Source organism: Intrasporangium chromatireducens Q5-1 (assembly GCF_000576575.1).
GTDB classification, from domain to species: Bacteria; Actinomycetota; Actinomycetes; order Actinomycetales; family Dermatophilaceae; genus Intrasporangium_A; species Intrasporangium_A chromatireducens.
Genome location: NZ_AWQS01000130.1, coordinates 1 through 11,124, shown reverse-complemented (window position 1 = coordinate 11,124; position 11,124 = coordinate 1). Strand labels below are relative to the sequence as shown.

Genomic DNA, 11,124 nt, shown 5'->3' with positions numbered 1-11,124 from the left:
GCCGCGGCCCGCGCGCGCCGCGAGCTCAGCCTGCTCGTCCAGCGGGCGCCCCGGACTGCCCGTCGGCTGGACCCGAGCGGCGTGCAGACCATCGACGTCGACGCCGTGGTCCCGGGCGACCACCTGCTCGTCGCGAGCGGCGAGGTGGTCCCGGTCGACGGACGGCTCCTCGAGCCCGGCGTCTTCGACGAGTCGGCGCTGACCGGTGAGCCGCTGCCCGTCGAGCGTCCGGTCGGCGACAAGCTGCGCAGCGGCGTCGTCAACGCCGGCTCCCCCGTGCGGATCGTCGCGACGGCTGACGCCGGCGGGTCCACGAATGCCGCACTCGTGGCGCTCGTCGAGCAGGCGCAGGCCTCATCGGCCCCGTTCGTGCGCATCGCGGACCGGTTCGCCCTGGCGTTCGTCCCGTTGACCCTCGTCCTCGCGGGCGCGGCCTGGGCGTTCACCGACGACCCCGTGCGGGCCGTCGCCGTCCTCGTCGTCGCCACCCCCTGCCCGCTGCTGCTCGCCGCGCCGATCGCGATCATGTCGGGGATCTCGCGCGCCGCGCGGCTCGGGGTCATCGTGAAGGGCGGCCAGGCACTGGAGCAGCTCGGGACGGGTCGGGTCATGCTGTTCGACAAGACGGGCACCCTGACCGAGGGGCGGCCGACCGTGTCGTCGGTCCTCGCCGCCCCCGGGGGCCTGCCGCCCGAGGAGGTGCTGCGCCTCGCCGCCTCCCTCGACCAGGTCTCGCCGCACGTCCTGGCCAGCTCGATCGTCACGGCCGCGTCGACGCGGGGGTTGGCCCTCGAGCTGCCGACCGGGGTCAACGAGGTGCACGGCGTCGGGCTCGAAGGGCGCGTCGACGGCCGGCTGGTGCGGGTCGGGCGCGCGTCGTGGACCGTCGGGGAGCCCGCGCCCGCCTGGGTGGAGCGGGTCCGGCGGCGCGCGGCGCTCGACGACGCGCTGTCGGTCTATGTGGCCGTCGACGGGGTGGGCGCGGGCGCGATCCTTCTCGAGGACCGCATCCGGCCGGACGCACCCCGCATGGTGCGTGCCCTGCGCGAGGTGGGGATCGAGCGGATCGTGCTCGTCACGGGCGACCGGGCGGACGCCGGCCACTCGGTCGGCCGGGTCGTCGGGGTCGACGAGGTCATCGCCGACTGCAAGCCCGAGGACAAGCTCGAGATCATCACCGCCGAGTCCCGGACCGCGCCGACGATCATGGTGGGGGACGGGGTGAACGACGCCCCGGCGCTCGCGGCCGCGGGTGTGGGCGTCGCCATCGCCGCGCGCGGGGCCACCGCGTCGTCGGAGGCGGCCGACGTGGTCCTCACCGTCGACCGTGTCGACGCGCTCGCGGACGCGGTGCTCATCGCCCGGCGCTCCAAGCGGATCGCCTTCCAGTCGGTCGGTGTCGGAATGGGTCTCTCGCTCGTCGCGATGGCGGCGGCGGCCCTGGGCTACCTGCCGCCGGCCGCGGGGGCCGTCCTCCAGGAGGTCATCGACCTCATCGCGATCGGCATCGCCCTGCGGGCCATCCTGCCGTCGCAGCTGCACACGGTGACGCTCTCTCCCGAGGATGTCGAGCTCAGCCGGCGGCTACGCGACGAGCACGACGACACCCGGGCGGTCGTCGAGCAGATCCGGCAGACGGCGGATGCCCTGTCGAGCCAGCGCCCGGACATGGCGCCGACCCGCCAGCTGCTGGTGCGGCTCGACGAGGAGCTGCTCCCTCACGAGCGCGAGGACGAACGGCTGCTCGTCCCGCTCATCGCCCGCACCCTGGGCGACGGCGACGCCACGGCGGTGAGCCGGGTGCACGCCGAGATCGAGCGCAAGGTGATGCGGCTGCACCGGCTCGTCGACGGGGTCGAGGGCGACGCGACGCCCGAGGACGTCGTCGAGCTGCGCCGGATGCTCTACGGGCTCTACGCCGTGCTGCGCCTGCACAACGACCAGGAGGAGGAGGGCGCCTTCAGCCTGGTGCCCGAGTGAGCCCAGAGGTGAGGACCCGACCGAGCGCCAGCGAGGGAGGCCCGGAGCCGCGGTTCGGCTCACTCGGGAAGGGGCGCCGAGTGAGCCCACCGGTGAAGACACGAGCGACGAAGGAGCGAGGCCCGGAGCCGCGGTTCGGCTCACTCGGGAAGGGGCGCCGAGTGAGCCCACCGGTGCAGACTGAGGCGGGTCAGGCGCGGTCGGCGGCGGACAGGTGCGCTGCCGTCAGGCCGGCCGCACGCCGCGCGTTGATCTCGCGCAGCAGCTCGGCGTGCCGGGCCTCGGTCAGCGGGTAGCTCAGCATCACGACGGCGGCGAGGGCGAAGAAGATGGCCGGCAGGAAGGCCATGGTCAGCATGATGCCGTCGAGGGTGTGCTGCGACTGGACGGGGTTCGCTCCCCGGGTCGAGCTGAGGTAACCGAAGTAGCCGAGGGCATAGCCGGCGAGCCCGGCGCCCACCGCCTGACCGACCTTGCGGGTGAAGGAGAAGGCGGCATACGTGGCGCCCTCGGTCCGGATGCCGGTCTGCCACTCGCCGTACTCGACGGTGTCGGCCTCGAGCGCCCACGTCATCGTGTTGAGCAGCGCCATGCAGATGCCGACGACGGCGAGGCCGGTCATCGCGACTGGCACGTTGCTGCGGCCGAGGAAGACGATGACCCCGCCCGCCACCGCGCCGATGCACCCGATCAGGAAGCCCCGCTTCTTGCCGAGCCGGCGCGTCACCCACGGCCCGAACGGGCCGACGTAGAGCACCGCACCGGTCGTCACGATGGTCGCGACGGCGAGGAGCGTCCCCGACCCCCGCAGGTAGTCGCGTGCGTAGAAGATCGCCAGCGCCGACACGACGTTCTGCCCGGTGAGGTACATCAGCGACGAGCCGCAGAGCCGGGCGAGCGGGCCGTTGTGGCGCACCGTGTTCCACGTGTCCCGCAGGCTGACCTTGGGCACCTCGCGGAAGACGCGCTCCTTCGCCGTGAGGAAGGTGAACATGAAGAACGCCATGCCGATGAGCACGAAGATCGACGCCGTGATGAGGAAGGTGGCGTGCAGGTTCGCGGCCTGCTTGAGCCGTGGCGCGAGGAAGATCGAGAGGATCAGGATGGTGAAGCCGGAGCCGACCATGCGGGCGCCGGCGAGCTTGGATCGCTCGATCGGGTCCTGAGTCATCGCACCGGCCAGGGAGCCGAACGGGATGTTGACGAGCGAGTACAGCAGCCCGAGGAGCGCATAGGAGACGTACCCCCAGGCGAGCCGGGCGCCGTACGAGGAGAAGTCAGGGATCGCGAAGCAGGCGAGGTTCATCAGGAGCAGCGGCAGCGAGTACCAGAGGAGGAACGGCCGGAACTTGCCCCAGCGGGTCATCGTCCGGTCGACGAGCCGGCCGGCGAAGATGTCGGCGAACGCGTCCCAGAACTTGACGAACAGGAAGATGCTGCCGGCGTCGGCAGCGCTCAGCCCGACGACATCGGTGTAGTAGAGCAGCAGGAACAGCCCGGTCATCTGGAACGCGACGTTGCAGCCGGCGTCTCCGGCGCCGTAGCCGACGACGCGATGCCACGGGAGCCTCGCCATGTCCGCCTCCTCGCGCGGGGCGGTCCCCGCGGTCGAACTCGGTGGCTTCGATGCTCCCACGGTTGGGGCCGCTGCGCCCGCGATAGCGCGGGCCCGCTCGGGAGGGAAGGGCTGAGCGGGTGCCGGGTGGGCGCCATACGGAGGACGTATGCCGCTGAGCGGGTGCCGGGTGGGCGCCATACGGAGGACGTATGCCGCTGAGCCGCCCCCGTCGGAAAGTGGCCTCTCGACGTGGTTTCCTTCCCCACCGTCGAAAGGCCACGAACCGTCGAAAGGCCACTTCCCGACGAAGGGCCAGGTGCGGCCGGTCAGGCCAGCGGGTCGACCTCGCCGTGGTCCGCGACCGTGGCGGCGAGGGCGCTCGCGTGCCGGTGGCCGTTGCCGTGCAGCTGCTCGAGCGTCGTCAGGTGCGCGGTGTAGGCGCCGATCGAGTACTCCGCCGTCATGCCGATCCCGCCGTGCAGCTGGATCGCCTCCTGGCCGATGTGCCGGCCGGCCCGAGCCACCTTGAGTCCGGCCCGGTCCGCCGCGTCGACGACCTGGTCCGGGTCCTCGGCCAGCACCATGGACGCCCACGCCACGAGGCTGCGGGCCGTCTCGAGGGAGACATACATGTCGGCGGCCCGGAAGGTCAGTGCCTGGAAGTGGTTCAGCGTGACACCGAACTGCTTGCGGCTCTTGAGGTAGCCGACCGTCGTGTCGAGCGCGACGTCCATGGTGCCGAGCGCCTCGTTGGCACTGATGACCCGGGCCGCAGCGAGGACCCGCTCGATCTCGGCCGTCCGGTCGACCGCCTCGCCGAGCGGCTGGGCGGGCGTGCCGTCGAACGTGACGCGGGCCGCGCGGCCCCCGTCGACGAGGGGATAGCCCTCTCGGCGCAGCCCCGCGGCGGACCCGTCGACGAGGAAGAGTCCCGTCCCGCCGTCCGGCAGCGCAGCCGAGACGACGAGCTGGTCGGCCCGCGCCCCATGGACGACCGGCTCCTTCGTGCCGCTGAGGACCCAGCGGTCCCCCTGGCCAGTGGCGACGACGGCCGCTGCCGGTGCCACCCAGCGAGAGCCCGGCTCGGCGTGCGCGAGGGTGAGCACCCGTTCGCCGGCCGAGAGCGACCCGAGGACCTCCGCCCGCTGCGCCGCCGTGCCGACTGCGGCGACGAGCCCGCCTGCCTCGACGACGGCCGAGACGAACGGCTCCGGCGCGAGGACGCGACCGAGCTCCTGCGCGACGACGGCGACCTCGACGGGCCCGGCCCCGGAGCCGCCGTCCGCCTCGTCGAACGGCAGCCCGAGCACGCCCATCTCGGCGAGCCGGCGCCATACGTCCTCGTCGAAGCCGGGCTCGGCCGCGACGATGCGGCGCCGGTTCTCGTAGTCGCCATACGTCTTGCCGAGCAGCGCGCGAACGGCATCGCGCAGCGCGACCGGCTCAGCGTCATACGTGAAGTCCATGTCGTCCGCCTCTCAGAGCCCGAGGATCGTCTTCGCGATGATCTGCCGTTGGATCTCGTTCGATCCCCCGTAGATCGAGGCCTTGCGCAGGTTGAGATAGACCGGGGTCGACATGCGGGCCCACTCCGGCGCCTCCGACCGGTCCCCGGCGAACGACGCCGCTGCGTCGGGGCCGGCCAGGTCCATGGCGAGCTCGCTGACGTCCTGCTGGAGCTGGGTGCCACGCAGCTTGAGCACGGAGGACGCCGGATCGGGTTTGCCGTCAGCGGAGTTCGCCGCGACCCGCAGGGCCGTCAGCTCCAGGGCGAGCAGCTCGTTCTCGAGCTCGACGAAGCGGGTCGCGACGAGGGGGTCGCCCAGCAGGTCGACGGACCGGGCCCAGTCCTTGGCATCCGCGAGCACACGCTTCGACGCGCCGACCGGGGCGACGCCGACCCGCTCGTTGCCGAGCAGGAACTTCGCGTAGTCCCAGCCGTGGTTGAGCTCGCCGACGAGGTTCTCGACCGGCACCCGGACGTTGGTGAACCAGACCTCGTTGACCTCACGTCCGCCGTCGATGAGCTGGATCGGCCGGACCTCGAGACCCGGCGAGGTCATGTCGATGAGCAGGAACGAGATCCCCTGCTGCTTCTTGGGCGCGTCGGGGTCGGTGCGCACGAGGCAGAAGATCCAGTCGCCGTACTGGCCGAGGGTCGTCCAAGTCTTCTGCCCGTTGACGACGAACTCGTCGCCGTCCCGGACCGCCGTCGTGCGGAGCGAGGCGAGGTCGGACCCGGCGTCCGGCTCCGAGAAGCCCTGCGACCACCAGATGTCGAGGTTGGCGGTGGCGGGCAGGAAGCGCTCCTTCTGCGCCTGCGACCCGAACGTCGCGATGACGGGACCCACCATGCTCGCGTTGAAGGCGAGGGGTGGTGGGACGCAGGCACGTTGCATCTCCTCGTGCCAGATGTGGCGCTGCAGCTCGGTCCAGCCGCGCCCGCCCCACTCGACCGGCCAGTGCGGCACGGCGAGCCCGGCTGCGTTGAGGATGCGCTGGCTCTCGACGAGCTGCTCGCGGGTCAGGTGCCGCCTGGCCGCGACGGTGTCCCGGATCTGCTGGGGGACCTTCGTCGTGAAGAACTCGCGCAGCTCCGCCCGGAACGTCGCATCCTCGTCACTGAGCCGCAGTCGCATGGGCCGCCACCTCTTCCTCCGCCGCCGCTACATGGGTGACCCCATCATGACTGACGCCTCGTGGACGGTCACCGGGGTGTGCCCCAATCCTCAGTGCAGGACCTTCAGCCCGATCACCCCGGCGATGATCGCGACGAGGCACAGGGTCTTGGCGACGGAGACTGGCTCGGCGCCCGTCGCCATCCCGTAGACCACTGTCAGCGACGCGCCGATCCCGGTCCACACCGCATACGCCGTGCCGGTCGGCAGTCCGCGCATCGCGTAGCCGAGGCCGACCATCGACAGGACGACCGCGACGAGGAACACGACCGTCGGGCCGAGGCGGCTCAGGCCCTCGCTGCGCCCGAGAGCAGTCGCCCAGACGGCCTCGAGCACGCCGGACACGATGAGGATGGGCCAGTACATGTCACTCTCCCGGGCCGTCTTGTCGCTGACCGGGTACGGCGCCCCTCGTCCGGGAGGCTGACTCAGCCTCTGCCTCCACGATCTCACAGGCCGCGGCGAGGCCCGACCGTCGGCGGCGCCGCCCTCGACGGTGCCACCCGTACGCTGGCCCGCATGACTCCCGGCCCGCTGCACTACACCGGCGAGCCTGCGCCCGAGTGGTTCAACCTCAGCGCCCACGTCATCGGTCGGGCCGCCGCGAGCCACCCCGACGCCACCGCTCTCGTCCTCGTCACGGACCCCGCGGCGTCACCGGACGCGGCGGAGCGGTGGACGTTCGCCGAGCTGGACGACGCCGTCCGCCACGTCGCGGCCGGCCTGCTCGACCTCGGTCTGGAGCCCGGTGACCGGGTCATGATCCGGCTCGGCAACACGAGCGACTACGCGTTGCTGCACTTCGGCGCGATGGCGGCGGGACTCGTGGCCCTGCCCTCCTCTGCGCAGCTCACCTCCGACGAGGCCCGCTTCCTCCTCGCCGACTCGGGTGCCCGGGCCATCGCGCTCGACGAGGGCCGGGACCTCGAGACCCCGCCCGGCGTGCTGCGCGTCTCGCCCCGTGACGTGGCGCGCTGGCGAGCGGCGGGCGACTCAGCGGCATACGCGAGGACGCGCGCGGACGACCCCGCCTACCTCGTCTACACGTCGGGCACGACCGGACGCCCCAAAGGCGTGCTCCACGGGCACCGCTCGGCGTGGGGACGCCGACCCATGTATGCCGCGTGGCTTGGTCTGCGCGCCGGTGACCGCCTGCTCCACGCGGGGGCCTTCAACTGGACCTACACGCTCGGTGTCGGGCTGACCGACCCGTGGGCCAACGCGGCAACTGCCTTGATCTACAACGGTCCTCGCGATCCAGGGGTGTGGGCGCGGCTCATCGGGATGCACGAGGCGACGATCTTCGCGGCCGTGCCGGGCGTCTACCGGCAGCTGCTGCGTTCGCCGGAGTTGGCAGCCGCAGACCTGTCGACGCTGCGCCATGGTGTGACGGCCGGCGAGGCGCTGCATCCGAGCCTGCTCGCCGAGTGGCGCACCGTGACGGGCCTGGAGCTGTACGAGTCGCTCGGCATGAGCGAGGTGTCGACCTTCATCTCGGCGGGGCCGACCGTGCCGGTCCGGCCGGGCAGCCCGGGGCGTCCGCAGCCCGGCCGGTGCGTCGCGGTGCTCCCCGTGGACGAGTCCGCAGACGGCGCCGACGAGCCGTTGCCCCCCGGCGAGGTCGGGCTGCTCGCCGTCCACGAGTCGGATCCCGCGCTGATGCTCGGCTACTGGAACCGCCCCGACGAGGAGGCGGCCGTGCGGCGGGGGCCGTGGTTCGTCGGCGGTGACGTAGTGTCGCTGGACGAGGACGGCTACGTGACCTTCCACGGCCGCGCCGACGACGTCATGAACGCCATGGGCTACCGGGTGTCACCGCTCGAGGTCGAGCAGTGCCTCGCCGCGCACCCCTCGGTGGCCGAGGTCGCCGTGACGGATGTCGAGGTGCGGCCGGGGGTGCGCGTCGTCACCGCCTTCGCCGTCCCCCGCGAGGGCGCGGTGAGGGACAGCAGCGGCGTGTTGTCGTATGCCGCTGCGCACCTCGCGCCGTACAAGTGCCCTCGCGAGGTCCGCTGGGTCGATGCGCTGCCCCGCACCCCGAACGGCAAGCTCCGTCGCCGATCGCTGGACCTCTAGCCGCACCCCCATCCCGACCGAGAGCACAGTCCCGACGATCGCGACGATCGAGAGCACGATCGTCGGGCGGGAGTGCGCTGGCGGGGGGACGGTGGGAGGCTGTCGGGATGACGGACAAGGACGCTGTCGGAGTCGCGCTGCTGCGCGACGGGTTCGGCCGGATCCGTGAGGGGGTGGTCGCAGTCGTCGAGGGCCTGAGCCCCGAGGAGCTGTCGTGGCGAGTCGACCGCGGCGCCAACCCGCTCGGCTGGCTCGTCTGGCACCTGAGCCGCCAGCAGGATGCCCAGGTGGCACACCTCGGCAAGCTGAAGTCGCCCTGGACGACGGAGTGGAGCGACCGGCTCGGCCTGCCCTACCCGCGGGACGCCCACGGCTACGGGATGTCGTCGCAGGAGGTCGGCCAGTTCAAGGTCAGCGACGGCCAGCTGCTCGTCGGCTACCACGAGGCGACCTACGAGCTGACGATGCGCTGGCTCGACTCGGTGGACGACGACGACTGGGACCGCGTCATCGACCGCAACTGGGATCCGCCGGTGACGGTGGGCATGCGCGCGATCTCGATCCTCGAGGACAGTGCCAAGCACCTGGGGCAGGCCGAGTACGTCCGCGGCATCCTGATCCGCCGCCGATCCACGCAGTGAGCTCCGGCCGCGGCCCGGGACCGGCCACGGTGCCGCCCAGCTCGTCGACGCTCCCGTGGTGGCTCAAGCGCGCCCTGGGCGCACCGAACTTCCTGTACGAACACGGCGGGGGCCGGCTGCTCGGGCACCGCTTCCTGCAGCTGACCCATGTGGGGCGGCGGAGCGGCCGAACCTTCCGCACCGTGCTGGAGGTGATCCGCTACGACCCGGAGACGGGCGAGGCGACCGTCCTGTCCGGATTCGGTCCGCAGGCGGACTGGCTGCGCAACCTGCAGGCGGCCGGCACCGCGGAGGTCAGCTTCGGCGCGGGACGCCGGCGAGCGGCATACCGGCTCCTCTCGCTCGAGGAGGCCAAGCGGGCCCTCGCGGAGTACGAGCGGCGCAACTGGCTCGTGGTGCCGGTCGTGCGCCGCGTGCTGAGCCGGCTCGTCGGCTGGCGGTACGACGGCTCCGACGCGGCCCGGCGACGAGCGGTCGAACAGCTGCCGATGGTGGCGTTCCGTCCGGAGATCGTGAGCGACGGACGCACGGTCGCCGCGCAGATGCGACAATGGGAGGGATGAGCCAGGCGACCCTGACCCACCGACGCCACGCCCCGAGCCCCGCCGCGACCGTGGCCGTCGTGGCGACCCTCGTCGGGATCAACCTCGCGAACCACCTGCTGCACTGGGACACCCTCTGGCTCGGGCCGGTCGGGGCCGCGGCCCTGCTCGCCTTCGCCCGCTGGTCGGGTCTGACCTGGGCCCAGCTCGGCCTGGGCCGGCACCAGTGGCGACCGGGCCTGCGGTGGGGCGGCGGCGTCATCGCCCTCGTCGGGCTCGTCTACCTCGTCGGCGTCCTGCTGCCCCTGACCCGCAGCGCCTTCCTCGATGTGCGTTACCACCTCGCCCCCGCGGGTGCGCTGATGTCCGCCCTCGTGATGATTCCGGTCGGGACGGTGCTCTTCGAGGAGATCGCGTTCCGGTCCGTGCTGTGGGGCTTCCTCTCCAGGCACGTGCGCGTGTGGCAGGTGGCGCTCGCCTCGTCGGTGCTCTTCGGGCTCTGGCACGTGCTGCCCGCCATGGCGTCCGCCGGTGCCAACCAGGCGATGGCGATGGCGGCCATCCGGCTCGGGCCGTTCGCCCACTTCGCGATCATCGGCGGGACCGTCCTGTTCACCACGGCCGGTGGCCTCGTCGCCGCGTGGCTGCGCCGCCGCTCCGGCAGCCTGCTCGCGAGCGTCGGCATGCACTGGGCGACGAACGGACTCGGCGTCCTCTTCGGCCTGCTCGCCTGGCACGTCGCCGGCTGACCGTCCCGACGGACGCTCCCACCGCCACGAGAAGTGGCGTTGATACCCCGTGTCGTGGCCTGGGGTCGGGCGACGCCACGAGAAGTGGTGTTGACACCCCGTGTCGTGGCCTGGGGTCGGGGGGCGCCACGAGAAGTGGCGTTGATACCCCGTGTCGTGGCCTGGGGTCGGGGAACGCCACGAGAAGTGGTGTTGATACCCCGTGTCGTGACCCGCGGGCGGCCGGAGCGCGTCAGCGCCGGCGCAGCACCACGACGGTGTCGAGCGCCTCGTGCGTGCCGTCGTCCGTCCCCACGGGCCGGACCTTCAGCTCGGCCGACTCCACGTCGACCGGCTGGTCGCTCACCTCCGCGACGACCGCCTCGGGGTCGTAGAGCACGGCCGGGTCCTGCGGGCCGCCCCAGCCCTCGCTGAGGTTGCGGCTCGCATGGCCGATCACGACGACGCGGCCACCCGGCGCAGCCGCCTCGATGCCGCGGGCCCAGGCCCGGCGCCGCTCACCTGCGGGGAGCTGGAGGTAGGAGAAGAGCACGAGGTCGTACGGCCCGCCCTCGGGCGCCGGCTCGAGGGCGTCGGAGACGACGGAGGTGAACCGGTCAGCCGCCTCGCCGAGCTGGTCGGCGCCGAGGCGCTGCGCCCGCTCGACGGCGACCGGGGAGAAGTCGGCCGCCACGACGGTCCACCCGCGGGACGCGAGCCAGATCGCGTTGCGCCCTTCCCCGGCCGCCACGTCGAGTGCCCGGCCCGGGGGCAGGTCGGACGCGAGCTCCTCCACCCACCTGTTCGGGCCGGCCGACCACACGAGGTCGACTGCTGCATACCGCTCGTCCCAGTCGCGCGACTTCATGCCCGCCATCATCCTCCGGGGAAAGTGACCGGTCGACCTGAGGGAAGTGACCG

At 72.4% G+C, this 11,124-nt stretch carries 10 protein-coding genes and 1 riboswitch; of the genes, 5 read left to right on the top strand and 5 right to left on the bottom strand.

Annotated elements, in window-relative coordinates:
- The coding region (locus N864_RS14380; RefSeq protein WP_034718082.1) for a heavy metal translocating P-type ATPase at positions 1 to 1,980 on the top strand (1,980 nt) is incomplete at its 5' end.
- 190 nt (positions 1,981 to 2,170) lie between these two features.
- On the opposite strand, the gene N864_RS14375 is transcribed toward N864_RS14380, so the two are convergent.
- The 4 genes from N864_RS14375 to N864_RS14360 form a co-directional block, all read right to left on the bottom strand.
- Positions 2,171 to 3,556, bottom strand: coding sequence for a glycoside-pentoside-hexuronide (GPH):cation symporter (locus N864_RS14375; protein WP_034718080.1), 1,386 nt, complete (start codon positions 3,554 to 3,556; stop codon positions 2,171 to 2,173).
- Positions 3,557 to 3,864: 308 nt separating this feature from the next.
- Positions 3,865 to 5,004 (bottom strand): acyl-CoA dehydrogenase family protein, encoded by a 1,140-nt coding sequence (locus N864_RS14370; RefSeq protein ID WP_034718076.1) that lies wholly within the window; start codon positions 5,002 to 5,004, stop codon positions 3,865 to 3,867.
- Between the two features lie 12 nt (positions 5,005 to 5,016).
- Positions 5,017 to 6,177, bottom strand: a complete 1,161-nt coding sequence (locus N864_RS14365) for an acyl-CoA dehydrogenase family protein (protein ID WP_034718074.1) — start codon at positions 6,175 to 6,177, stop codon at positions 5,017 to 5,019.
- Between the two features lie 90 nt (positions 6,178 to 6,267).
- Entirely contained in the window at positions 6,268 to 6,582 is a 315-nt protein-coding gene (locus tag N864_RS14360) for a DMT family transporter (RefSeq protein WP_034718070.1), read from the bottom strand.
- A gap of 8 nt (positions 6,583 to 6,590) precedes the next feature.
- Positions 6,591 to 6,655: riboswitch (guanidine-III (ykkC-III) riboswitch) on the bottom strand.
- Between the two features lie 80 nt (positions 6,656 to 6,735).
- Here N864_RS14360 and N864_RS14355 point away from each other — a divergent pair.
- From N864_RS14355 to N864_RS14340, 4 genes are all read left to right on the top strand, one after another.
- The gene (locus tag N864_RS14355; protein ID WP_034718068.1) at positions 6,736 to 8,292 is read left to right on the top strand and encodes an acetate--CoA ligase; all 1,557 of its coding nucleotides are present in this window, start codon (positions 6,736 to 6,738) and stop codon (positions 8,290 to 8,292) included.
- Between the two features lie 107 nt (positions 8,293 to 8,399).
- Positions 8,400 to 8,933: a mycothiol transferase gene (locus tag N864_RS14350; protein WP_034718066.1), complete on the top strand. Its 534-nt coding sequence runs from the start codon at positions 8,400 to 8,402 to the stop codon at positions 8,931 to 8,933.
- Complete coding sequence (locus N864_RS14345) at positions 8,930 to 9,496, top strand: nitroreductase family deazaflavin-dependent oxidoreductase (protein WP_051518601.1); 567 nt, start codon at positions 8,930 to 8,932, stop codon at positions 9,494 to 9,496. Before N864_RS14350 ends, N864_RS14345 begins: the two co-directional genes overlap by 4 nt.
- Complete coding sequence (locus N864_RS14340; protein ID WP_240474337.1) at positions 9,493 to 10,224, top strand: CPBP family intramembrane glutamic endopeptidase; 732 nt, start codon at positions 9,493 to 9,495, stop codon at positions 10,222 to 10,224. Before N864_RS14345 ends, N864_RS14340 begins: the two co-directional genes overlap by 4 nt.
- A gap of 232 nt (positions 10,225 to 10,456) precedes the next feature.
- On the opposite strand, the gene N864_RS14335 is transcribed toward N864_RS14340, so the two are convergent.
- Positions 10,457 to 11,071 carry a class I SAM-dependent methyltransferase gene (locus tag N864_RS14335; RefSeq protein ID WP_034718064.1) on the bottom strand — a complete coding sequence of 205 codons (615 nt, stop codon included), beginning with the start codon at positions 11,069 to 11,071 and terminating at the stop codon, positions 10,457 to 10,459.
- Positions 11,072 to 11,124 lie beyond the last annotated feature (53 nt).

Bases quoted from the DNA above. Each gene is read 5' to 3' on its own strand.
- N864_RS14340 (WP_240474337.1), top strand. From the start codon at position 9,493: ATGAGCCAGGCGACCCTGACCCACCGACGCCACGCCCCGAGCCCCGCC.
- N864_RS14355 (WP_034718068.1), top strand. From the start codon at position 6,736: ATGACTCCCGGCCCGCTGCACTACACCGGCGAGCCTGCGCCCGAGTGG.
- N864_RS14365 (WP_034718074.1), bottom strand. From the start codon at position 6,177: ATGCGACTGCGGCTCAGTGACGAGGATGCGACGTTCCGGGCGGAGCTG.
- N864_RS14375 (WP_034718080.1), bottom strand. From the start codon at position 3,556: ATGGCGAGGCTCCCGTGGCATCGCGTCGTCGGCTACGGCGCCGGAGAC.
- N864_RS14350 (WP_034718066.1), top strand. From the start codon at position 8,400: ATGACGGACAAGGACGCTGTCGGAGTCGCGCTGCTGCGCGACGGGTTC.
- N864_RS14370 (WP_034718076.1), bottom strand. From the start codon at position 5,004: ATGGACTTCACGTATGACGCTGAGCCGGTCGCGCTGCGCGATGCCGTT.
- N864_RS14360 (WP_034718070.1), bottom strand. From the start codon at position 6,582: ATGTACTGGCCCATCCTCATCGTGTCCGGCGTGCTCGAGGCCGTCTGG.
- N864_RS14335 (WP_034718064.1), bottom strand. From the start codon at position 11,071: ATGAAGTCGCGCGACTGGGACGAGCGGTATGCAGCAGTCGACCTCGTG.